Source organism: Leisingera sp. ABM4_060, from assembly GCF_056158765.1.
On the sequence record NZ_JBSWTX010000001.1, the window covers coordinates 3,561,795 to 3,582,539 of the forward strand.

The 20,745-nt window shown below is 63.2% G+C and carries 22 protein-coding genes and 2 riboswitches; of the genes, 19 read left to right on the forward strand and 3 right to left on the reverse strand.

Annotated elements, in window-relative coordinates; translation table 11 throughout:
- Positions 1 to 213 precede the first annotated feature (213 nt).
- A riboswitch (cobalamin riboswitch) is annotated at positions 214 to 428 on the forward strand.
- A gap of 143 nt (positions 429 to 571) precedes the next feature.
- Genes ACXAEH_RS17215 through ACXAEH_RS17235 form a run of 5 tightly spaced genes read left to right on the forward strand, consistent with a single transcriptional unit; the run spans position 572 to position 3,973 of the window.
- Positions 572 to 1,357, forward strand: a complete 786-nt coding sequence (locus tag ACXAEH_RS17215; RefSeq protein WP_475034492.1) for a DUF4198 domain-containing protein — start codon at positions 572 to 574, stop codon at positions 1,355 to 1,357.
- A 10-nt stretch (positions 1,358 to 1,367) separates the two neighbouring features.
- Positions 1,368 to 1,985 carry a cobalt transporter CbiM gene (cbiM, locus tag ACXAEH_RS17220; protein ID WP_475034494.1) on the forward strand — a complete coding sequence of 206 codons (618 nt, stop codon included), beginning with the start codon at positions 1,368 to 1,370 and terminating at the stop codon, positions 1,983 to 1,985.
- Complete coding sequence (locus tag ACXAEH_RS17225) at positions 1,982 to 2,551, forward strand: cobalt ABC transporter permease (RefSeq protein WP_475034495.1); 570 nt, start codon at positions 1,982 to 1,984, stop codon at positions 2,549 to 2,551. Before cbiM ends, ACXAEH_RS17225 begins: the two co-directional genes overlap by 4 nt.
- Complete coding sequence (gene cbiQ, locus ACXAEH_RS17230; protein ID WP_475034497.1) at positions 2,548 to 3,336, forward strand: cobalt ECF transporter T component CbiQ; 789 nt, start codon at positions 2,548 to 2,550, stop codon at positions 3,334 to 3,336. The genes ACXAEH_RS17225 and cbiQ overlap by 4 nt, the downstream gene beginning before the upstream one ends.
- The gene (locus ACXAEH_RS17235; RefSeq protein WP_475034498.1) at positions 3,323 to 3,973 is read left to right on the forward strand and encodes an energy-coupling factor ABC transporter ATP-binding protein; all 651 of its coding nucleotides are present in this window, start codon (positions 3,323 to 3,325) and stop codon (positions 3,971 to 3,973) included. Before cbiQ ends, ACXAEH_RS17235 begins: the two co-directional genes overlap by 14 nt.
- A 164-nt stretch (positions 3,974 to 4,137) precedes the next feature.
- Here the strand turns inward: ACXAEH_RS17235 and ACXAEH_RS17240 are convergent, their stop codons facing one another.
- Positions 4,138 to 5,007: a glycosyltransferase family protein gene (locus ACXAEH_RS17240; protein ID WP_475034500.1), complete on the reverse strand. Its 870-nt coding sequence runs from the start codon at positions 5,005 to 5,007 to the stop codon at positions 4,138 to 4,140.
- Positions 5,008 to 5,134: 127 nt separating this feature from the next.
- Here ACXAEH_RS17240 and miaB point away from each other — a divergent pair, with 127 nt between their 5' ends.
- The 10 genes from miaB to trmB all read left to right on the forward strand — a co-directional run bounded on the left by miaB (position 5,135) and on the right by trmB (position 14,866).
- Complete coding sequence (miaB, locus tag ACXAEH_RS17245; RefSeq protein ID WP_475034501.1) at positions 5,135 to 6,457, forward strand: tRNA (N6-isopentenyl adenosine(37)-C2)-methylthiotransferase MiaB; 1,323 nt, start codon at positions 5,135 to 5,137, stop codon at positions 6,455 to 6,457.
- A 309-nt stretch (positions 6,458 to 6,766) separates the two neighbouring features.
- The gene (locus ACXAEH_RS17250) at positions 6,767 to 7,303 is read left to right on the forward strand and encodes an OmpA family protein (protein WP_475035616.1); all 537 of its coding nucleotides are present in this window, start codon (positions 6,767 to 6,769) and stop codon (positions 7,301 to 7,303) included.
- Between the two features lie 13 nt (positions 7,304 to 7,316).
- Positions 7,317 to 7,622, forward strand: a complete 306-nt coding sequence (locus ACXAEH_RS17255) for a hypothetical protein (RefSeq protein WP_475034503.1) — start codon at positions 7,317 to 7,319, stop codon at positions 7,620 to 7,622.
- Positions 7,623 to 7,768: 146 nt separating this feature from the next.
- Complete coding sequence (locus ACXAEH_RS17260) at positions 7,769 to 8,779, forward strand: PhoH family protein (protein WP_475034505.1); 1,011 nt, start codon at positions 7,769 to 7,771, stop codon at positions 8,777 to 8,779.
- A gap of 84 nt (positions 8,780 to 8,863) precedes the next feature.
- Positions 8,864 to 9,376 (forward strand): rRNA maturation RNase YbeY, encoded by a 513-nt coding sequence (ybeY, locus tag ACXAEH_RS17265; RefSeq protein WP_475034507.1) that lies wholly within the window; start codon positions 8,864 to 8,866, stop codon positions 9,374 to 9,376.
- Positions 9,377 to 9,398: 22 nt separating this feature from the next.
- Complete coding sequence (locus ACXAEH_RS17270; RefSeq protein WP_475034508.1) at positions 9,399 to 10,298, forward strand: hemolysin family protein; 900 nt, start codon at positions 9,399 to 9,401, stop codon at positions 10,296 to 10,298.
- Positions 10,295 to 11,794, forward strand: coding sequence for an apolipoprotein N-acyltransferase (lnt, locus tag ACXAEH_RS17275; protein WP_475034510.1), 1,500 nt, complete (start codon positions 10,295 to 10,297; stop codon positions 11,792 to 11,794). The genes ACXAEH_RS17270 and lnt overlap by 4 nt, the downstream gene beginning before the upstream one ends.
- 61 nt (positions 11,795 to 11,855) lie before the next feature.
- A riboswitch (SAM-SAH riboswitch) is annotated at positions 11,856 to 11,906 on the forward strand.
- An 8-nt stretch (positions 11,907 to 11,914) separates the two neighbouring features.
- Entirely contained in the window at positions 11,915 to 13,096 is a 1,182-nt protein-coding gene (metK, locus tag ACXAEH_RS17280) for a methionine adenosyltransferase (protein ID WP_475034511.1), read from the forward strand.
- 247 nt (positions 13,097 to 13,343) lie between these two features.
- Entirely contained in the window at positions 13,344 to 14,000 is a 657-nt protein-coding gene (locus ACXAEH_RS17285; RefSeq protein WP_475034512.1) for a COG3904 family protein, read from the forward strand.
- A gap of 89 nt (positions 14,001 to 14,089) precedes the next feature.
- Positions 14,090 to 14,866, forward strand: coding sequence for a tRNA (guanine(46)-N(7))-methyltransferase TrmB (gene trmB / locus ACXAEH_RS17290; RefSeq protein WP_475034514.1), 777 nt, complete (start codon positions 14,090 to 14,092; stop codon positions 14,864 to 14,866).
- Positions 14,867 to 15,049: 183 nt separating this feature from the next.
- On the opposite strand, the gene ACXAEH_RS17295 is transcribed toward trmB, so the two are convergent.
- A complete protein-coding gene (locus ACXAEH_RS17295) occupies positions 15,050 to 15,886 on the reverse strand; it encodes a hypothetical protein (RefSeq protein WP_475034515.1) in 837 nt (278 codons plus the stop codon).
- 240 nt (positions 15,887 to 16,126) lie between these two features.
- Here ACXAEH_RS17295 and aroA point away from each other — a divergent pair, with 240 nt between their 5' ends.
- Both aroA and ACXAEH_RS17305 read left to right on the forward strand, forming a co-directional pair.
- Entirely contained in the window at positions 16,127 to 17,473 is a 1,347-nt protein-coding gene (gene aroA / locus ACXAEH_RS17300) for a 3-phosphoshikimate 1-carboxyvinyltransferase (protein WP_475034516.1), read from the forward strand.
- Positions 17,470 to 18,093, forward strand: coding sequence for a (d)CMP kinase (locus tag ACXAEH_RS17305; protein WP_475034518.1), 624 nt, complete (start codon positions 17,470 to 17,472; stop codon positions 18,091 to 18,093). The genes aroA and ACXAEH_RS17305 overlap by 4 nt, the downstream gene beginning before the upstream one ends.
- A 90-nt stretch (positions 18,094 to 18,183) precedes the next feature.
- On the opposite strand, the gene ACXAEH_RS17310 is transcribed toward ACXAEH_RS17305, so the two are convergent.
- On the reverse strand, positions 18,184 to 18,663 hold the full coding sequence (locus ACXAEH_RS17310; RefSeq protein ID WP_475034519.1) for a YHS domain-containing (seleno)protein: 480 nt from the start codon (positions 18,661 to 18,663) through the stop codon (positions 18,184 to 18,186).
- 237 nt (positions 18,664 to 18,900) lie between these two features.
- Here ACXAEH_RS17310 and ACXAEH_RS17315 point away from each other — a divergent pair, with 237 nt between their 5' ends.
- Together ACXAEH_RS17315 and ACXAEH_RS17320 are read left to right on the forward strand one after the other, a co-directional pair.
- The gene (locus ACXAEH_RS17315; protein WP_475034521.1) at positions 18,901 to 19,443 is read left to right on the forward strand and encodes a hypothetical protein; all 543 of its coding nucleotides are present in this window, start codon (positions 18,901 to 18,903) and stop codon (positions 19,441 to 19,443) included.
- A gap of 154 nt (positions 19,444 to 19,597) precedes the next feature.
- The gene (locus tag ACXAEH_RS17320; RefSeq protein ID WP_475034522.1) at positions 19,598 to 20,743 is read left to right on the forward strand and encodes an amidohydrolase; all 1,146 of its coding nucleotides are present in this window, start codon (positions 19,598 to 19,600) and stop codon (positions 20,741 to 20,743) included.
- Positions 20,744 to 20,745: the final 2 nt, after the last annotated feature.

The following is a 20,745-nucleotide window of genomic DNA, read 5'->3' on the forward strand; positions in this document are numbered from 1 at the left end:
CCCGTCAGGCTTAACCAGAAGGCTTCGCCGTAATTTCCGGGCCTCCCGCGCAGCTTGTGGCGCAACAGTTCGGTGCAGGCCTTTTCAGTTCCGTGACGCGCGGCTTCTTTTGTGCAAACCCGTCCCCCTAGCCGGGAGCCGGGATCAAGTCCTCAAGCGTTCAACGGCAAGCGGGCAATGGACGAGACGCTTGACTCGCATATTCCGTTTTGCCATTCAGCCAAAGTGACCGGTTCCGCGAGTGTTTCAATGCGCAGCGGAAGAAATAGGGAACACGGTGAGGCGTACCCAAAAGGGACCAAATCCGTGACTGCCCCCGCAACTGTGAGCGGTGAGTGACGCTGAACATGCCACTGGGAAGTCTCCCGGGAAGGCCAGCCGAACCAGGACCCGCGAGTCAGGAGACCTGCCGGACACGAGGACCGAGGCTCCGCTTGCGGGGGCTCAACTCTTATCCACCGGACGCCGGGGTGCGCGTCTGGCCCGGGCGTTGTTTCGACAATTCCGTGCCGCTACTCCCCGTTGTTCATTCCTGATTGCAGGTGTGCCTGCGTCGTCGAATGAGGACGAAATGAAACTGAACTACCTGGCCGCAGCCCTGGCCGTTTCCCTGCCGGTTACCGCATCGGCGCATTTCCAGCTGAACTACACCGAAAACGCGCTGATCGAGAAGCCCGGCGACGTGCCGATGGGGCTGGTGTTCTGGCACCCGATGGCGAACGGCCATGCGATGGACATGGGCAAGCCCGAAGAATTCTTCATGATCCACAAGGGCGAAAAGACCGACCTGGCGGACCGCCTGGAGCCCGCCACCTTCAAGGGCGTCGAGAACGAAGCCTCAGCTTACAAGGCCTCGGTGCCGGTGAAACGCTCGGGCGATTATGTGGTGGTGACTGTGCCTGCGCCTTATTACGAGGAAAGCGAGGACATCTACATCCAGCAGATCGCCAAGGTTGTGCTGAACCGCAACACACTGCCCACCGACTGGGATCAGCCGGTTGGCCTGGCCACCGAAATCCTGCCGCTGAACAAGCCCTACAACGTCATCGTGGGCTCCACCTTCTCGGGCCAGGTTCTGGCCGACGGCAAGCCGGTTCCGGGTGCCGAGATTGAAATCGAATTCATGGCCGCCGAGCCGGATCTCGAGAAGTTCTCCACCACCAGCCCGACCGTGGGTGAGATGCCGGGCGGTGCGATTGTGGCCATCGCCGACCAGAACGGCGTGTTCTCCTTTGGCATTCCGAAAGCCGGCTACTGGGGCTTTGCAGCTCTGGGTTCCGGTCCGGCGACCGAGCACGACGGCAAGGAACTCAGCCAGGATGCGGTGCTGTGGATCCACGCTGAAGAGCTGAAGTGAAAGCAGACCGATGCATATCGTAGACGGCGCACTGTCTAACCCGGTTGTGATCGGCGGCGCGGTTGCCGCCGTCGGCGGTATTGCCATGGGTCTGCGCAGCCTGCCGCTGGAGCGTATTCCGGCGGCGGGGGTGCTATCCGCCAGTTTCTTTGTGGCCTCGCTGATCCATGTCCCGATCGGGCCCAGTTCGGTTCACCTGATCCTGAACGGGCTGGCCGGGCTGGTGCTGGGGTGGGCCGCCTTCCCGGCGCTGTTTGTCGGGTTGTTGCTGCAAGCGGTGTTCTTTGGTTTTGGCGGGCTGACCGTCCTGGGCGTGAACGCAGTGAACATTGCCTTGCCTGCGGTTCTCGTGGGGCTGATGTTCCGGCCGCTGCTGGCGCGCGGCTCGCCGCTGCAAGGGGCGGTCTGGGGCGGCATCGGCGGCGGGCTGGCGATTGCTCTGACAACGCTTGCCGTGGCGGTGTCGCTGATGCTGTCCGGCGACGAATTTATCCTGGCCGCCAAACTGGTGTTTTTCTCCCACATCCCGGTGATGGTGATCGAAGCGCTGCTGTCCGGCGCCGCCATCTTCCTGGCCCGCCGGGTGAAGCCCGAGTTGTTCATCGACACGAAAGGAAGCCTGGCATGATCCGCGTCTGCGTTCTGATCCTGGCGCTGCTGGCACCGCTGCCGGCCCTGGCGCACAATGTGATCTCCTCGGTGTTCCCGTCCGGTTCGGACATCGAGGGCGAGGTGGGGTTCTCCAATGGCGATATGGCCGCGGACCTGCTGATCGAAGTCTTTGACGAGGGGGGAGCGAAGCTGGGCGAAACCAGGACCGATGCCGAAGGCTTCTTTTTGTTCACCCCGGCATCGCCGGTAACGCATGTCTTCCGCGGCGATCTGGGCGCGGGTCACGTCGCGGAGATCACGATGGAAGCTGCGGAAGTCGCTGAGATCATGGGCGAAAGCCCAATCGAGACCGCAGCCAGCCCAGACGCGGCTCCGGCGGGGGCTGCCGGCCTCTCCGACCAATCCCGCGCCGAACTGGCCCGGATGCTGCGCACCGAGCTGCGGCCGCTGCGTCAGGAGCTGACCGCGTTCAAAAACAAGACAGACTTCCAGTCCGTTCTGGGCGGTATCGGCTATATCTTCGGCCTGTTCGGCCTGGGCTTCTACATTGCCGCACGGCGCAAAATCGGCGCCAGCGCATGACCTATGTGCTGACAGGCAGCGACGCGCCGCTCAGCGGGTTTGGCGGCTTCCGCGCGAAGGTCGCAAGGCTCGACCCCAGGGCGCGCATCGTGATGGCCGCCGTCTACGCGGTGGTGGTTGTCTCTCTCAGCAACCTTCTGGTGCTGGCAGCGGCGCTTGGCCTGTCGCTGTGGCTGCTGGCCTTCTCCGGCCTGCCGCCCCGGAAGACGCTGAAGCGGATGGCGATGATGGACAGTTTCATCATCTTCATGCTGGTGATGCTGCCCTTCACCATTCCCGGCACCCCGATGTTTTCCATCTGGGGGCTTGAGGCGAGCTGGGAAGGCCTGCGGCGCGCGGCCGAAATTGCCCTGACCGCCAATGCGGTCATTCTGACGGTGATGACACTGGTCGGGTCGATGGAACCGGTCACCATGGGGCATGCGCTGTTTGCCCTGAAAACCCCTGCGCGGCTGGTGCATCTGATGATGTTTACCATCCGCTACATCGACGTCCTGCGCGAGGAATATCAACGCTTGCGCACCTCGATGAAACTGCGCGGCTTCCGCCCCGGCACCAACTGGCACACCTACCGCAGCTATGGCTACCTGGTGGGCATGATGCTGGTGCGCGCCATCGAACGCTCCGAACGCATCCTGGCCGCGATGAAATGCCGGGGCTTTTCCGGCCGCATCATCCTGCTGGAAGACTTCCGCCTGCGCCGCGCCGACCTGCTGTTTGCCCTGGCGCTGTCCTGCGCACTTGCTGCCCTGATCTGGGCCGAGGCCGCCTATGCCGCTTCTTGAACTGAACGACATCCACTTTGCCTACCCCGGGCTTGAGCCCGTGCTGCAAGGTGCTTCGATGCAGCTCGGCGCCGGCGAGCGGCTGTCGATTGTCGGCCCAAACGGCGCCGGCAAGTCGACGCTGCTGAAAATCATCATGGGGCTGATTGTCCCCATGAGCGGCACCGTCTCCGCCTTTGGCAGGCCCTGCCGGACCGAGGCGGATTTCCACGATATGCGCCGCCGCGTGGGCTTTGTGTTCCAGGACGCCGACGACCAGCTGTTCTGCCCGACCGTGGCCGAGGATGTAGCCTTTGGCCCGCTGAACCTGGGCAAGTCGAAACAGGAAGCGCTCGCGATCGTTGACGATGTGCTCGCCCGCCTGGGGCTGCTGCATCTGCGCGACCGGGTCACCCACAAGCTGTCAGGCGGTGAGAAGCGGCTGGTGACGCTGGCCACGGTGCTGGCAATGGAGCCGGAAGTGCTCATCCTGGATGAGCCGACCAACGCGCTGGACCCGGACAATTACGCGCGGCTGACTGAGATCCTGAAAGGGCTTGATCAGGCGATCCTGCTGGTGAGCCACGACCCGGAGTTCCGCGCACAGATTGCTCCCTCCGGGTACCACTTGAAAGAGCGGGGTCTGATGCGGGTATAGGCAGTCCGGCCAGCCGGGCTCCTGCTGATGGCAGGTTCGGTTGAATGGCTTATCAGCGCGCCTTTCACCTGGCCCGGTGCAGGGCCCGGCTGGGAAGAGAGTGAAGGGCGCGCAACCTTAACCCGGTACCCGCATGCCGGCCGGCAAATCTGCCGCCCGTCAGGTCAGAACCATTGGCCGGGCTCCATCAGCCCCAGGTCCAGCAGCTGGCGGGAGTGCCATTCGAACGGCGCCGAGTTGTGCCAGCGGAAGGTCTCGATATCGAAGGTCGAGCCCGGGTTGCGCTTCAGCGCCTTGGCGGTGCGGAAGGAGCAGACTGCAGCGGTCAGGTTGTGGTGCCAGGGGCAGGCATAGGTATTGTATTCCTGGTCATTGAAGGTGTGATCCGGCTGCAGCTCCAGCCCCGGATTGGCCTTGAACAGCGAAATCCGGTCGATTTTGCGGCTGGCTGCGGGGATGTGCTCCTCGAACCGCCAGCGAACGCCGCCAAAGAAATCCAGCTGCCGCTCGCGCGGGTGGCCGGTTTCGGGATCCTTGCGCGACTGGGCGTAGTAACCGGACTTGTCGAGATAGGCGGCCTCCAGAGATACCGCGGTCGGGCTGGCCTCCAAATCGCCTGCATAAAGATCGATCACATAGCTGAGCATCGCGTCCCGCCGCTCCTCAGTGTGGAAGGCCAGCATTTCACCGACACTGCGGGTCTCGCAGAACGGGTAGAACAGGTATTCTGCATTGTAGCAGTAGTATAGCCAGCACCCGGGTTGCGCTGCCGCAATCACTGCGTTGACGGCTTTGGTCACCGCATCCAGCGGTCCGCAGTCAAACGGCACCCGGTGGACCTTGGCACGTACATCCTGCGGCAGGTCGAAGGCATCCGGCATCAGTGCCACCACTGCCTTGAAGCCGCTTTGCAAATGGTGGCGCAGGGTGGTGGCGATCTCTACTTCGTCCTCAATGAAGACCAGCGCTACTGGCCCCTTGGCCAGCAGCGCCTTGCCCTGCTTCAGAAAATCCTCCAGCGAAGAATACATCATGCCCGTCTGCCTCTGCCTTTCTGGCCTTTGGGCTCAAAATCGGGTAATTGCGGCCTCATTGCAAGCGGCGGCATTTGCCTGTATGGCAGGCCGCTGTTTACCAACCCTGGCTGGAAGGCTGATCCGCATGACCGCGCCCAAGAAGCTGTTTATCAAGACCTATGGCTGTCAGATGAATGTCTACGACAGCGAACGCATGGCGGAGGCGCTGGGCGGTGAAGGGTATGTGGAGACCAAATCGGCCGATGACGCCGACATGATCCTGCTGAACACCTGCCACATCCGGGAAAAAGCGGCAGAGAAGGTTTACTCTGAACTGGGCCGCTTCAAGGGGCTGAAGGCCGAAAAGCCGGACCTGAAAATCGGTGTGGCGGGTTGCGTCGCCCAGGCCGAGGGCGAAGAGATCATGCGCCGCCAGCCGCTGGTCGACCTGGTGGTCGGCCCGCAAAGCTATCACCGCCTGCCCGAGATGGAGGCCAAGGCGCGGGAAGGGGAGAAGGTGCTCGACACCGATTTCCCCGAAGAAGACAAATTCGAAAAGCTCAAAAACCGCCCCAAGGCCAAGCGCGGCCCAACCGCGTTTTTGACCGTGCAGGAAGGCTGCGACAAGTTCTGCGCCTTCTGCGTGGTGCCTTATACCCGCGGTGCCGAAGTCTCCCGCCCGGCAGACCGCATTCTGCGTGAAGCCCAGGACCTGGTGGAGCGCGGCGTGCGTGAAATCACCCTGCTGGGCCAGAACGTGAACGCCTACCACGGAGCAGGACCAAACGGCGATCTGACCCTGGCGCAGCTGATCTGGGAACTGGATAAAATCGACGGGCTGGAGCGCATCCGCTTCACCACCTCGCATCCTAACGACATGCAAGACGATCTGATCGAGGCCCATGGCACCTGCGCCAAGCTGATGCCTTATCTGCACCTGCCGGTGCAGGCGGGTTCCGACAAGATCCTCAAGCGGATGAATCGCTCGCACACCGCCGAAAGCTATATCCGCCTGATTGAGCGCATTCGCGCGGCGCGCCCCGACATCCTGATCTCGGGCGACTTCATCGTCGGCTTCCCGGAAGAGACCGAAGAGGATTTCCAGGCCACCATGGATCTGGTGGAAGAGGTGAAATACGGTACGGCCTATTCCTTCAAGTATTCGACCCGCCCCGGAACCCCGGCGGCGGAGCGTGCTCAGGTCGATCCGGCGGCAGCTGACGACCGTCTGCAGCGCCTTCAGGCTCTGCTGGTCAAGCAACAGCGTGAAGTGCAGGACAGCATGGTTGGCCGCGAGGTTGGTGTCCTGTTTGAAAAGGCGGGCCGTCTGCCGGGCCAAATGGTCGGTAAATCCGATTACCTGCACGCTGTGCATGTGGCCGATTGCAACCGCGCGGCGGGCGAGCTGGCCCGGGTGCGGATCGTGTCCTCCGGCGCCAATTCGCTGGCTGGCGAGCTGATCGGCTGATCGCCCGGCAGCCTGCCGAATTTACCTTTGGATCCCTCTGCCAGGCTGGGTGGGAAGGTGTCCGGCTGCAGCCGGGTGAGACTGGATTGCATCTCATTCGGGGACAATGGCCGCTGCGTGCCTTGAGTGTTCGGCAATTGGGCTTAATTTGCGCGGAATAGGAAAAATTTTAACAGGTGCACTGCATCGGATTCAGGTAGATTTATGGGTATGGCCTGAGCAGTGGGCAAGTATGGGGCTGCGCCCTGGGGGAACTTAGGTGAAGGAATTCTGGTTGTGTTGATACTGAAATTGAACAAGGCGTTTGCGCTGGCTGCCGCGGCCGCGCTCAGCATCGCCGCCGCGCCTGCCAGCGCGCAAACCCAGCGGGTCATCAAGGGCGAACGTTACATTCCGACGATCTGGGTGGATCCGGATGGGTGTGAGCACTGGGTGATGGATGACGGGGCTGAAGGGTTCATGACCCCGCATATCACTCCGGACGGCAAACCGGTCTGCCGCCGCGGCAACATCTGCGGCGTGATGCCGACCGACCAGTTTTTTGCCACTGACAAGCATTTCATCAATTCGGCAGGCCGCAAGCGCCTGGGCGAATTCTTTCAGCAGGCCAAGGCCAACGGTGCGCGTTCCTTTGTGATCGCCGGCCATACCGACAGCCGGGCCTCTGATGAATACAACATCGGCCTGTCCGAACGCCGCGCCAATGCGGTGGCCCAGGTAGGCCGCTCGGTCGGCGCCCGGATCAACGATGTCCGGGCCTACGGCGAACGCGACCCGCGGGTGCCAAACACCAGCGCCGCCAACATGGCGCAGAACCGCCGCGTTGAAATCTACTGCCTGCGCTGAGGAGGAAGCGACTATGATGATGCGTAAAACACTTTTGCTCCTCGCCGCCGCGGCTGCTGTCTCAGCTTGTTCGGAAACCTTCGACAAGACCACTGACCAGCATATCGCGGATGGCAAATCTCTGGATCTGTCAAACCTGACAGCCGGCATCTGGGTCGATCCGCAGGGCTGCGAGCACTGGATTATCGACGACGGGCTCGAAGGCTATGCCGACCTGCGGCGCACGCCCGACGGCAAACCGGTTTGCAACAGCAACCTGCCGCGCAACGTTGCCACAGGTCCGTTCAAGGAAGGCTCGGATTTCGCGGATCCGCTGTAATCGCAGCCGGATATCTTTTCCAGGCAGCCGCTCCTTGATGGGGCGGCTGTTTTGTTTCAATTGAGTGAATTTCCGCTGCTCCTGCTTGCGCAAACGGAACGGCCCGGGCAAACTGAAAGGACAAACCCGGACCAGAGGAGATCAGCTTGGCCATCGGTGCCCTGAATGACGCGCAAAACCAGACCGCAACCCATGAAGTGCTGCTGGAATTTCCCGACAACCGCTTGCTGATCGACCTGTGCGGCGAATACGACCGCAACTTGGCTGACATCGAACAGAAACTGGGCGTGCAGATCGTCCGCCGCGGCAACCAGCTGTCGGTTATGGGCGAGGATTCGGCGCGCGAACAGGCTGCGGGGGTACTCACCGCGCTCTACGACCGGCTGGAAACCGGCCGCAGCGTCGAAAGCGGCGACATCGACCGCGAGCTGCGGATGAGCCCCGACTCCGATGATGCGGAACCCGATGGCCAGTTGCAGATGTTCCGCGGCGGCCGGGTCGAGATCAAGACCCGCAAGAAACTGGTGGAGCCGCGCACCGAGGCACAGAAGGCCTATGTGCATTCGCTGTTCGAAAATGAGCTGGCCTTCGGTATCGGCCCGGCCGGCACCGGCAAGACATATCTGGCGGTGGCTGTCGGAGTCTCGATGTTCATCACCGGCCATGTCGACCGGATCATCCTGTCCCGTCCTGCTGTTGAGGCAGGCGAGAAGCTTGGCTACCTGCCCGGCGATATGAAGGACAAGGTCGACCCCTATATGCAGCCCTTGTACGATGCGCTGAACGACTTCCTGCCCGGCAAGCAGCTGGCCAAGCTGATCGAAGAAAAACGCATCGAAATTGCGCCGCTGGCCTTCATGCGCGGCCGTACCCTCTCCAATGCTTTTGTGGTGCTGGACGAGGCGCAGAACGCCACCACCATGCAGATGAAGATGTTCCTGACCCGTCTGGGCGAAGGCTCGCGCATGGTGATCACCGGCGACCGTTCCCAGGTCGACCTGCCGCGCGGGGTGCAATCGGGCCTGGCCGATGCCGAACGCCTGTTGCAAGCGATCCCCAAGATCAGCTTCAACTACTTCACCGCCCGCGACGTGGTCCGCCACCCCCTTGTGGCGGCCATCATCGAGGCTTATGACGCGGACGCCAAACCGGCCTGACCTCTCCGCACTCTCCGGCTGCTTCTTCTTTGTGAAAATACTCCGGGGGGGGCGGGGGGCGGCCCCCGCATCTGAAAGCGATCCATGACGCTCGACATCACCATCGAAGACAGCCGCTGGCAGGACGCCGGGCTTGAGGCTCTGGCCGGGCAGGCTGCCGTGGCTGTGCTTGTGCATTTCGCCCTTGATCCGGAGGACTGCGAAATCTCGCTGCTGGCCTGCGGTGACGCGCGTATTGCAGACCTCAATGCCGAGTTTCGTGAAAAGGACAAGGCGACCAACGTCCTCAGCTGGCCGGCCGAGGAACTGGCGGCCGAAGAGGACGGCGGCACACCGCAGGCACCAGAAGCTGATTTCACCGGAGAAATCGCGTTGGGCGACATTGCAATCTCCTTTGACACATGCGCCCGCGAAGCGGCAGAAGCGGGAAAACCGCTGGCCGACCATACCCGCCATCTTGTCGTTCACGGATTGTTGCATCTCTTGGGCTATGATCACATTCGTGACCGTGATGCCGCATTGATGGAAGGGATTGAGGTCCAGCTACTTGGCAAAATGGGTATCGCGAACCCATATATGAGTGAGGACGCCCCCTGAGCGGGGCTTTTGGAATGGAAAGATGGGCGACATAGAAGGCAGTTCTAACGCGGCGCAGGGCGCGCTGCAGAACGTGAACGGCACGGCGGCAGAAGCGCCGGCCACTGAAAAAAACGGTTTCTGGGCGCGGCTGTTCGGCGCGTTCAGCCCCGAGACGCAAGACGGGGAGGAAACCGGCAGCGAACAGCCTGCGGCGGGTTCCCAGCCGCATGGCATGATCAACCTGCGCCGGATGCGGGTTGAGGACGTCGCCATCCCCTCGGCAGAAATCTCCGCGGTGCCGGTCACGGTCGCCAAGGAGGATCTGGTCGGCATTTTCCGCCAAAGCGGTTTCACCCGGATCCCCGTTTACGAGGGCACGCTGGACACGCCGCTGGGCTTTGTCCACCTCAAGGACTTCTCCCTTACCCACGGGTTCAATGGCGACAGCGCCGAATTTGACCTCTCCCGCATGCTCCGGCCGCTGCTGTTTGTGCCGCCTTCCATGCCGATCGGCGTACTCTTGACCAAGATGCAGGCCGAGCGCCGTCACATGGCGCTGGTGATTGACGAATACGGCGGTGTCGATGGCCTCGTCACCATCGAGGACCTGATTGAGCAGGTCGTGGGCGAGATCGAAGACGAGCATGACGCAGACGAGCTGCAGACCTGGTTCGAGGAGAAGCCCGGCTGCTATGTGGCTTTAGCCCGTACTTCGCTGCCTGACTTCGAAGCGGAGACCGGCCACTCCCTGACCAGCCACGACGACGTGGATGAGGAGGAGATCGACACGCTTGGCGGTCTTGTCTTCATGCTGTCCGGCCGGGTGCCTGCGCGCGGTGAAGTGATTGAGCATCCCGAGGGCGCCGAGTTTGAAATCATGGACGCCGACCCGCGCCGGATCAAACGGCTGCGGGTGCGGCTGCCGGACGCCGCCGCATGATCTCACTGGGGCTGCGCCAGGCCGCGCGCCAGCTCCGGCTGGCGCCTGCCGCGCTGGCCTTTGGTTCCGGTGCGCTGCTGTCGCTGGCCCTGGCCCCATGGCACATTCTGCCTGGGGTGCCGGTTGCGCTGGGGGCATCCGGCTGGCTCATTCTGAAGGCCGGTTCAGCCCGCACTGCCGCGCTGGCTGGCTGGCTGTTCGGCCTCGGCTACTTTGTCTTTGGCCTGTCCTGGATTATCGAGCCGTTTCAGGTAGACCCTGACCGTCACGCCTGGATGGCACCGTTTGCGCTGGTCTTCCTGGCCGGCGGTCTGGCCCTGTTCTGGGGCGCCGCCTTTGGCTTGACAGCGCGGCTCAGCGCCGGCGCCTGGCGGATTCCGATGCTGATTGCCGCCTGGTCCCTGGCGGAATTCGCGCGCGCCTATCTGCTCACCGGCTTTCCATGGGCTGCGTTCGGCCAGTTCTGGGTTGATACGCCCGCGGCGCATTTCCTGCCCTGGGCCGGCCCGCACGGGCTGGCGCTGCTGACGCTTGCCGCCTTCCTGCCGCTGGCCATGCTGCGGCAGACCCCTGCGGCTGCGCTGATGCCGCTGGGCCTGGCCGCAGCAGCAGTTTATGCAGCCCCCGCGCCGCCAGAGACCGCGATGACTGGCAAAACAGTGCGAATCGTCCAGCCCAATGCGCCGCAGGACCTCAAATGGCACCCTGATCACCGCTGGGAGTTCGTCCGCCGCGCCGTCGCCTTTGCGCAGCAAGATCCGCGCCCGGATCTGATTGTCTGGCCGGAAACCGCAGTGCCGCAGCTGATGAACTATGCCGGAGACACTATGCGGGTCATTTCCGAAAGCACTGGCGGCGTGCCAGTGCTGCTTGGTATCCAGCGGGAAGAGGCCGGCGCCTACTACAATTCCGCCGTGCTGCTGGACGGGGAAGGTGCGCCTGCCGCCATCTATGACAAGGCGCATCTGGTTCCCTTCGGTGAATATGTCCCCTTTGGCGATGTCATGGCGCGGTTCGGGATCCATGGTTTTGCATCGCAAGCGGGCGCGGGCTATGCTGCCGGGCCGGGCGCGCGGGTGATGGACCTGCCCGTCGGCGCTGCGCTGCCGCTAATCTGCTATGAGGCTGTTTTCCCTCAAGATGTAAATGCTGCTGCAATCCGGCCGCAGATGCTGGTGCAGATCACCAACGATGCCTGGTTCGGAACACGTTCCGGGCCCTATCAGCACCTGGTGCAGGCGCAGATGCGGGCGCTGGAGCAGGGGCTGCCGATGATCCGCGCGGCCAATACCGGCGTGTCGGCGATGATCGCACCAGACGGGCGGCTGCTGGACAGCCTGGCCCTGGGCGAGGCGGGTTACATTGACGCGGCTTTGCCCGCACCGCTGCCGCCGACGCTGTACAGCCGCAGCGGCGACTGGCCTGTGTTCTTGCTATGTCTTCTCGGCGCGGTTGCCGCGGCCTTGTGCAGCCGCAGACTTGCACGGCGGTCATAGCTGCTTAACTTTAACCGATTAAAGATTGACCGGCGCGGCCGCGCCGCGTAATGCGGCTTGATACCTACCACAACGGCTTCCTGGCGTGGCAAGGCAACCTCATAATGGAGCACTTCTCACATGACTCGTATGAACTACACCTTCACGTCGGAATTGGTTTCCGAGGGCCACCCGGACAAGGTTTGCGACCGCATTTCCGATGCGGTGCTGGACGCGTTTCTGGCGGAGGAGCCTGAAGCACGCGTAGCGGCTGAGACCTTTGCCACCACGAACCGTGTTGTCATCGGCGGTGAGGTGGGCCTGTCTGATCAGGACAAGCTGCACGACTACATGGGCAAGATCGACGAGATCGCCCGCGCCTGCATCAAGGACATTGGCTACGAGCAGGACAAGTTCCACCACGAGACCGTCGAGGTGACCAACCTGCTGCATGAACAGTCGGCCCATATCGCCCAAGGCGTGGACGCGGCAGCGGATAAGGACGAAGGGGCCGGCGACCAGGGCATCATGTTCGGCTATGCCACCACCGAGACCCCGGCCCTGATGCCGGCGCCGATCCAGTACTCGCACGCGATCCTGCGCCGCCTGGCGGAAGTGCGTAAGAACGGCACCGAGCCGGCGCTTGGGCCGGATGCGAAGTCGCAGCTGTCGGTGGTCTATGAAGGCGGCAAGCCGGTGGGCATCAGCTCGCTGGTGCTGTCGACCCAGCATCTGGACGAGGCGCTGACCTCGGCCGATATCCGCGCCATTGTCGAGCCTTACATCCGCGAAACCCTGCCCGAGGGCTGGCTGACCGATGCCACCGAATGGCACGTGAACCCGACCGGCAAATTTGTGATCGGCGGCCCGGACGGCGACGCAGGCCTCACCGGGCGCAAGATCATCGTCGACACTTATGGCGGCGCAGCCCCGCACGGCGGCGGCGCCTTCTCGGGCAAGGACCCGACCAAAGTGGACCGCTCGGCAGCCTATGCGGCGCGCTATCTTGCCAAGAATGTTGTGGCTGCGGGCATGGCGGAGAAATGCACCATCCAGCTGTCCTATGCCATTGGTGTCTCCAAGCCGCTGTCGATCTATGCCGATACCCATGGCACCGGTGAAGTCGCACCCGCTGCGATCGAAAAAGCAATTGATCAGGTCATGGACCTGACCCCGCGCGGCATCCGCCAGCACCTGGGCCTGAATAAGCCAATCTATCAGCGCACCGCAGCCTATGGCCATTTCGGCCGCGATCCGGAAGCCGACGGCGGTTTCAGCTGGGAACGCACCGACCTGGCCGAAGCGCTGAAGAAAGCTGTTTGAAGCCGGAATTTGCGAATGAGGGGCGGGCCGTGTGGTCCGCCTTTTTTGTGGGCAGAAAGTCTCCCGCCGGTTCAGCGCATTCAGGAGTACACCTCACCAGCTGGGCACGGCGAACAGGTCAGCAATGCTGACCGGATGTTTCGCGCGCGAAACATTAGGGCAGAAAGTCTGACCTTCCAGGGCTGGAGTGCGGGGGCTGGACAGGCCATAGTGCAGGGTGAAGTTGCGTTCTGCTGCCGGAGGTATGATGCTGCGGATCCTGACTGCCATTCTCTGTCTGGCCCTGGGGCCGGGTGCCGCAGCCAAAGACGGGCTGCCGCAGAAGTTCAGCCTGCAGGGCCGGACGCTGGTCTATGATACAGAAACCGGGGAGGAGGGGGAGACCGCGGAAATCACCGATGCCGACATCGGGCGTCTGCGCGACATTCTGGAACAGCACCCGGATGTCTCGGAACTGCAGCTCAATAGCATCGGCGGCAGTGTCTTTGCCGGCGAAGAGATCGCCGGACTGGTGCTGGAGCATGGGCTTGACACTTTGGTCGACGGTGAGTGCGTCAGCGCCTGTGTTGATGTTTTCCTGGCCGGCAACCGGCGGCGGATGACAATCGGGTCGCGCATCGGGTTTCATCAACGCAGCTGGCCTGCTCCGGCTGTGCACAAATACTATCGCAGCGAGCGCAAGAGGCAGCGCTGGGCGACGCCTTTCGAATTCGGTTCCTGGATTTATGTGGACACTCAGCGCGAGACGTATGACCACCTGAGCTATATGGTGGCACGCGGGGTTGATCCGGGGTTTGCAATTGAGACGCTGCGCACGGAGCCTGGCAGCGAGTGGTTTCCAAGCCGTTTGCGGCTGATCGCGGCAGGTGTGCTGCGAGAGGTGCTGGCGGACCAGGAGCCGTAACAGGGACGGCGCCGGCTTGACCCTGAGGCCCGCATGCGGCAGAGGAGCGGCCAGCCCTTTGAAGATGCCCTGAACAGGAGGCCAGACGCATGTCCGGCGACCAGAAGCCCCGCGAAGATCAATCCGGGGAAGCCAAGCCTGCAGCTGCCAACGCGGCAGACAAACACGCCAGCGGCGCGCCCTGGCGCAACTTTTACGGCCGTTTCAAGGGCAAGACGCTGAAGGACAGCCAAAAGCGCTACCTGGACGAGGACCTCGCCGCGCTCAGCCCCGGTGCTGTCGGCTGGGACGAAAACCCGGACCGCAAACCCCTGGACCTGGAGGCGCTGTTCGGCGGCAGGGATGTGTGGCTGGAGGTTGGTTTCGGCGGCGGTGAGCATCTGGTGCATCAGGCTGTCAGCAATCCGGATGCCGGCATCATCGGCGCAGAGCCCTTTATCAACGGCGTGGCAATGCTGCTGGGAAAGATCCGCAGCGCGGGGGCAGACAATATCGCCGTGCACCCAGGCGATGCGCGCGATTTGATGGATGTGCTGCCCGAGGACTCCATCTCGCGCGCGTTTTTGCTCTATCCCGATCCTTGGCCCAAGGCACGCCATCACCGCCGCCGGTTCGTGACACAGGAACATCTGGAGCCGCTGGCCCGCTGCCTGAAGCCCGGCGCCATATTCCGGGTGGCCACCGATATTCCGGATTACGTGCGCCAGACGCTGGAGGAAGTACCGAAGGCCGGTTTCGAATGGCTGGCTGATGGCCCCGGAGATTGGCGTGAGCCCTGGGGAGACTGGCTCTCGACCCGCTACGAACAGAAAGCCCTGCGTGAGGGGCGCACGCCGCACTATCTGACCTTCCGCCGCCTCGGCTGATCCGTGACAGCAGGCGGGAAGCTCCCGCGCGTCCGCGTTGCTTTGGCAAGGCAACCCATCCCCTTGGGCCGGGCGGGGCCGCGCCAAAGGCGCGGCCCCGCCCCCCCTCGCGATCCGCAACGCGGAGCGCAACATCTCTTTGCCGTCTGCTAACCGGCTGGCGGAAATGCCCCGATCCTGCATTCAAGCGCTGTTATTGGCAGCCGTCAGGGACTGGAAGGTCTCCGGAGGGCTGTCGTTCAGGCGCTGGAACGCACGTCCTTTGGCAAACCAGGCGGCGGCGAAGGCCAAAAGCGCCAAGGCCTCCACGTAGAAGGTGAGGTTGCGGGCGTTCCACCAGGCAAGCTGATCCTCGCCAAGAAACTGGCCCTTTGCGCCGAGCACGGCAACGCAGGCCAGGATTGTTGTGCCGCAAGCCCGGTACAGCCGGTTCCGTTTCCGTTTGCTTTGCCGCAGCTTCCCGCCGGGCTTGTGCCGTGCCTCCACAACCCGGGCCAGCACAAAAAGGCAGTACAGCCCCAGAAAGACAAAAACAAAGGCCGCGCCGTACAAATGAAAGTTCTCGGCTTTGTCAAATACGGCAAAGTAGGCCCCGCCCGGATACTGCGCCACATCATAGACCGCCTTAGCGGGATCTGCGGCTGCTTCCACCCGGGTCATCGACGAAAAGGCGCGGGCCGAAAATGTGTTCATGCCCTCGCAGCCATCTCCGGAGGTGGGAAAGACCGCCAGGGCGAAGGCGCCGAGACCCGCGCCGCCGGAGCCGTATTTCTCCAGCGCATTTTCTCCGGTCAATGCGATCATGAAACCGCCGATGAAAAACAGGATGCCGACAAAGACGGAGCCCAGGAACGGGTCGTAATAGAAGTGGCTGATGCTGTCGCGCATGCACACATTCGGGTGGAAGGCCGCCAGCCACAGGGTGGCGGGCAGGGCAATTGCACAGCAGCCGACCAGAAAGGCGAGGCGGTTCTGCAGGGCGGTTTCCGCAGGGCTTAGAGCCCGCGAAGGCTGCAGCATGGCCTGCAGGCCGGCGAGGGGGAAGGCTTGGTCATGACAAACTCCGCAGCCAGGGAACTCAAGGAGAGACTAACGCAGCAGGCAGCCGGGTGCCTGCTCCAGATGATGGTGCAGGGTTGAGTATTACACAATTTCAGATTGCGTTGAAAACCTTCTGCAAAGCTGAGATGCGCTTGGGCGTGGACGCGCGCGCCGTCATGCGCTAACAGCCTTGTCCGAGCAAGTAGAGAGGAAGCCCCAATGTCCGGACACGGCACGCCCATCCCGATGACTTCGCACCGCTGCGGCCCGCTGACCGGCACCGCCGAGGTGCCCGGCGACAAGTCGATCTCGCACCGGTCGCTGATCCTGGGCGCGCTGTCGGTCGGCGAGACCAAAATCTCCGGCCTGCTGGAAGGCGAGGACGTGCTGGACACAGCCAAGGCAATGCAAGCCTTTGGGGCCGAAGTTGTGAACCACGGCGGGGGCAACTGGTCGGTGTTCGGCGTCGGCGTCGGCGGTTTTGCCGAACCGGACAATGTGATCGACTGCGGCAATTCCGGCACCGGAGTGCGGCTGATCATGGGGGTGATGGCGACCTCTCCGGTTACCGCGACCTTCACCGGCGATGCCTCTTTGAACAAGCGCCCAATGGCACGCGTGACCGATCCGCTGGCTTTGTTCGGCACCCAGTCCGTGGGCCGGTCCGGCGGCCGCCTGCCGATGACAATCGTTGGCGCCGCCGACCCGGTGCCGGTGCGTTATGAGGTGCCGGTTCCTTCCGCGCAGGTGAAATCCGCGGTGCTGTTTGCCGGCCTCAATGCGCCTGGCAAGACCGTGGTGATCGAGAAAGAGGCCACCCGCGACCATACCGAACGGATGCTGGCCGGTTTCGGCGCCGAAATCACTACCGCGGAAACCGAAGAGGGCCGCGTCATCACCCTGACCGGCCGTCCGGAGCTGAAGCCGCAGGTGATTGCAGTTCCGCGGGATCCGTCCTCGGCCGCTTTCCCCGTCTGCGCGGCGCTGATCACGCCTGGTTCGGACGTGCTGGTGCCGAATATCGGCCTCAACCCGACCCGTGCGGGCCTTTACTACACTTTGCAGGACATGGGCGCGGACCTCACATTCGAGAACATGCGCGAAGAGGGCGGTGAGCCGGTTGCCGATCTGCGTGCCAAGTACTCGCCGGACATGAAGGGCATTGAGGTGCCGCCGGAGCGCGCGGCTTCGATGATTGACGAGTACCCGGTGCTATCCGTGGTGGCCTCCTTTGCCGAAGGCAAGACCATGATGGCCGGCGTCAAAGAACTGCGCGTGAAGGAAAGCGACCGGATCGACGCGATGGCCAAGGGGCTGCGCGCCAACGGTGTCACCGTCGAGGAAGGCGAGGACTGGTGGGAGGTTACCGGCCTTGGCATTGATGGCGTGCCTGGCGGCGGCACCTGCGAGAGCTTCCTGGATCACCGCATCGCCATGTCCTTCATGGTGATGGGCATGGGCGCGCAGAACGCGGTGTCCGTCGATGACGGCAGCCCGATTGCAACCTCTTTCCCGATCTTCGAAAGCCTGATGGGCGACCTGGGCGCCAAGCTGGAGCGCACATGAGCGAAAGCTTCACCATCGCCATCGACGGGCCGGCTGCTGCGGGCAAGGGGACGATCTCCAAAGCTGTAGCGGCGCACTACGGGTTCGGCCATCTGGACACCGGCCTCTTGTACCGGGCCGTCGGCGCCAGGATGCTGGAGGGGGTGGCCCCCATTGAAGCGGCGCAAAACCTGACCCCGGAAGACCTGGCGCGCGATGACCTGCGCGGGCCGGAGGTGGCGCAGGCGGCCTCCAAGGTGGCGGTGATTGCCGAAGTCCGGGCGGCACTGGTGGATTTCCAGCGCGCCTTTGCCCGCCGGGCAGGCGGCGCTGTGCTGGACGGGCGCGACATCGGCACCGTGATCTGCCCCTATGCGCAGGTGAAGCTGTTTGTCACCGCCAGCGCCGAGGTGCGGGCACGGCGGCGGTTCCTGGAGCTGACGGCGGCGGGCAAGGTGATCTCATTGGAAGAGGTCCTGGCCGACGTTAAGGCGCGCGATGACCGTGACATGAACCGGGCCGAGGCCCCCTTGAAGCCCGCCGAGGATGCGGTGCTGATCGACACCAGCGATCTCAGCATCGAAGACGCGCTGGCGGCCGCCCTTACGGTGATCGAAGAACGCTGGCTGGCGGAAAAGTAATCACCCGCAGCTGATGCAGCAGCTGCGGGCGGAGGGACAGCAGGACGGAGCAGTGCTGCCGCCCCTCTGGGACACGGGGAGCGCTTGCGGTCAGAGCTCGCCGACGGCGGTGTGTTTGATCTGGCCCCACTGGCTGTCCGCGGTCTTGGCAGTGCCGGCCACGTCTTCCAGGAAGGCGGCGCGGGTGGCGGCGTTCAGGAACAGGAACAGCTTGCCGTCGTGCACCAGGTACTGGTCCGGGTCGCCGTCGAACTTCTTGCCGACCGAGACGCCGTAGGAGCAGAAGCCGCCGTGCTGCGGCAGGTATTTCGCCGGGTTGGCCTCGAAGGCGGTCTTGTTTTCCTCGGAAGCGAAATAGTAGGAGGCGCCGTCCACGGTGGCCGAATAATTCGCCACCCCTTCCACCGGGTTGCGGCTGTCCAGCAGTGCCACCAGATCGACACCATGGGCTGCCAGAGGGGCGCCGCCGGCTGAGATGCCGTTGGAGACGTTGACCTCATCAGCGGCAAAAGCCGGAGCTGCCAGTGCGGCAGAGAGCGAGATCAGGGCGGTTGTCAAAAGCGTTTTCATGTTGATCCTCATCGGGTTCGGTTGTGGTTTCGGTGTGTTCAGAGCGGGCTGTGCGGCCCGGTGATATGAAGCTAAGTCCGCAGGGCTGGACGTTTAATCTCTGATCGTCCGGTTGATTTTGCAGATCGTCCTGAACTCCGGCCGGGCGGCTTTCACGTCTGCTCACCGATCTGTGCATGGAGCCTGCGCCCGGGCGGGGGTAGCTTGAAGGGGCTTTGCCAAAGAGGAGGTGCTGTCATGGCCTGGCTGCGGACGATTGTAACTGCCTGCCTGCTGGCGGCGCCTGCCTGGGCGCAGGAGGCACCGGTGCCTCCTGAGGCCTCAGAGCCGCCGATGACCTATGAGCGGCTGGGGCGGATCATTTTTGCGCTGGACGAAAACGCGCAGCCGATGGGGGCTGGTTTCCAGCTGAGTATCTCCGGCGTGCCGATGCTGGTGGTCACCGATCCGGCGGCGGACCGGATGCGCGCGATGGTGCCGCTGCGCCCGGCCGAAGGGCTGACGGCAGAAGAACTGATGCGGATGATGCAAGCCAATTTCGATTCCGCGCTGGACGCCCGTTATGCGGTGGCCCGCGGGCAGTTATGGGCCGTGTTCATCCACCCGCTTTCCCCCCTGGAGAAGGATCAGCTGATTTCCTCGCTGGGCCAAACCGTCAATATCGCCCGCACCTATGGCACGCTCTACACCGGTGGCGCGCTGCAGTTCGGTGGCGGCGACAGCCCTGGCATCCAGCGTCAGTTGATCGAGGAACTGCTGGAAAAGGGGGAGGAAATCTAGCCTCCGCGGAGAATTCGGAGGCATCTTGCAGGCGTACGAATTTCCGCCCCGTTGCCCCTTCAGGTGATAAATTTCGTCACCCGCACGCCGGAATAATATGCGTCAAATCACAAGCCGCAGCCTAAAGTCGCTGCACACGGCTTGGAGAGCGCATATGACTACATTCGAGGACCGGCTGACCGCGCTGCGCCGCGATTTCCACCGCCATCCTGAGCTCGGTTTCGAGGAAGCGCGCACCAAGGCCAAAGTCGCAGAGCATCTGCGCGGACTAGGGCTGGAAGTGCATGAAGGCGCGGGCGTTGTTGGCTTGCTGCGCTGTGGCAAGGGCAACAAGGCCATTGGCTTGCGGGCCGATATGGACGCACTGCCGATCACGGAAGCGTCGACCCATGATTACGTTTCGGAAACACCGGGCAAGATGCATGCCTGCGGCCATGACGGCCATATGGCGATGCTGCTGGGCGCGGCCGAACGGCTGGCGCAAGAGCAGGATTTTGACGGCACCGTGGTGTTCATCTTCCAGCCCAACGAGGAACACGGGCTGGGTGCGCAGGCGATGATTGCCGAGGGCCTGCTGGAGAAATTTCCGATCGAAGAAATTTATGCCATCCACAACCTGCCAGGTGCGCCGGCCGGGCAGGTCTCGACCCGGGCGGGCCAGATCTGCAACAGCGAGAGCCTGTTTGAAATCGCGATCCAGGGCCAGGGGGGCCATGCCTCGATGCCGCAGGCCGGGGTGGATGCGATCACTGTTGGTGCCGAGATGGTGCTGGCGCTGCAGACCATCGTGTCGCGCAAGCTGGCGCCGGGGGCAGGGGCCGTGGTCTCGGTCACCGAATTCCTGACCGACGGCCAGCGTAACGTGCTGCCGGGTCATGCGGTGCTGAAGGGCGATGTCCGTGCACGGGTTCCAGAAGACCGCAAAGCGGTCGAGAGGATTATGCGCCAGATCGCTGCCGGGGTTGCCGCCGCCCACGGGGTGGGCGTGGAGGTAAGCTTCAATACTGAATTTGTTGAGGCGATCAACGCGGAAGGCCCTGCTGACGCCGTCTATCGCGCGGGTGAAGCCGCAGGGCGCGAGGTGATCCGCAACCGGCCTCCGATGAGCTTCTCAGAGGATTTTGCCTATTTTGCGGAGGCGGTCCCGGGCTGCTTCCTGCTGCTTGGGAATGGCGAGAACGGCCCCAATGGCCAGCCGCTGCATTCGGCGGATTATGATTTCAACGACGCTCTGCTGCCGATCGGCGCGGAGTTCTGGGTGCAGCTTGTGCGTGACCGGCTGCCAGCGGGAAAGGACTGACC

Bases quoted from the DNA above. Each gene is read 5' to 3' on its own strand.
- ACXAEH_RS17215 (WP_475034492.1), top strand. From the start codon at position 572: ATGAAACTGAACTACCTGGCCGCAGCCCTGGCCGTTTCCCTGCCGGTT.
- cbiM (WP_475034494.1), top strand. From the start codon at position 1,368: ATGCATATCGTAGACGGCGCACTGTCTAACCCGGTTGTGATCGGCGGC.
- ACXAEH_RS17225 (WP_475034495.1), top strand. From the start codon at position 1,982: ATGATCCGCGTCTGCGTTCTGATCCTGGCGCTGCTGGCACCGCTGCCG.
- cbiQ (WP_475034497.1), top strand. From the start codon at position 2,548: ATGACCTATGTGCTGACAGGCAGCGACGCGCCGCTCAGCGGGTTTGGC.
- ACXAEH_RS17235 (WP_475034498.1), top strand. From the start codon at position 3,323: ATGCCGCTTCTTGAACTGAACGACATCCACTTTGCCTACCCCGGGCTT.
- ACXAEH_RS17240 (WP_475034500.1), bottom strand. From the start codon at position 5,007: ATGATGTATTCTTCGCTGGAGGATTTTCTGAAGCAGGGCAAGGCGCTG.
- miaB (WP_475034501.1), top strand. From the start codon at position 5,135: ATGACCGCGCCCAAGAAGCTGTTTATCAAGACCTATGGCTGTCAGATG.
- ACXAEH_RS17255 (WP_475034503.1), top strand. From the start codon at position 7,317: ATGATGATGCGTAAAACACTTTTGCTCCTCGCCGCCGCGGCTGCTGTC.
- ybeY (WP_475034507.1), top strand. From the start codon at position 8,864: ATGACGCTCGACATCACCATCGAAGACAGCCGCTGGCAGGACGCCGGG.
- ACXAEH_RS17270 (WP_475034508.1), top strand. From the start codon at position 9,399: ATGGGCGACATAGAAGGCAGTTCTAACGCGGCGCAGGGCGCGCTGCAG.
- lnt (WP_475034510.1), top strand. From the start codon at position 10,295: ATGATCTCACTGGGGCTGCGCCAGGCCGCGCGCCAGCTCCGGCTGGCG.
- metK (WP_475034511.1), top strand. From the start codon at position 11,915: ATGACTCGTATGAACTACACCTTCACGTCGGAATTGGTTTCCGAGGGC.
- ACXAEH_RS17285 (WP_475034512.1), top strand. From the start codon at position 13,344: ATGCTGCGGATCCTGACTGCCATTCTCTGTCTGGCCCTGGGGCCGGGT.
- trmB (WP_475034514.1), top strand. From the start codon at position 14,090: ATGTCCGGCGACCAGAAGCCCCGCGAAGATCAATCCGGGGAAGCCAAG.
- ACXAEH_RS17295 (WP_475034515.1), bottom strand. From the start codon at position 15,886: ATGCTGCAGCCTTCGCGGGCTCTAAGCCCTGCGGAAACCGCCCTGCAG.
- aroA (WP_475034516.1), top strand. From the start codon at position 16,127: ATGTCCGGACACGGCACGCCCATCCCGATGACTTCGCACCGCTGCGGC.
- ACXAEH_RS17305 (WP_475034518.1), top strand. From the start codon at position 17,470: ATGAGCGAAAGCTTCACCATCGCCATCGACGGGCCGGCTGCTGCGGGC.
- ACXAEH_RS17310 (WP_475034519.1), bottom strand. From the start codon at position 18,663: ATGAAAACGCTTTTGACAACCGCCCTGATCTCGCTCTCTGCCGCACTG.
- ACXAEH_RS17315 (WP_475034521.1), top strand. From the start codon at position 18,901: ATGGCCTGGCTGCGGACGATTGTAACTGCCTGCCTGCTGGCGGCGCCT.
- ACXAEH_RS17320 (WP_475034522.1), top strand. From the start codon at position 19,598: ATGACTACATTCGAGGACCGGCTGACCGCGCTGCGCCGCGATTTCCAC.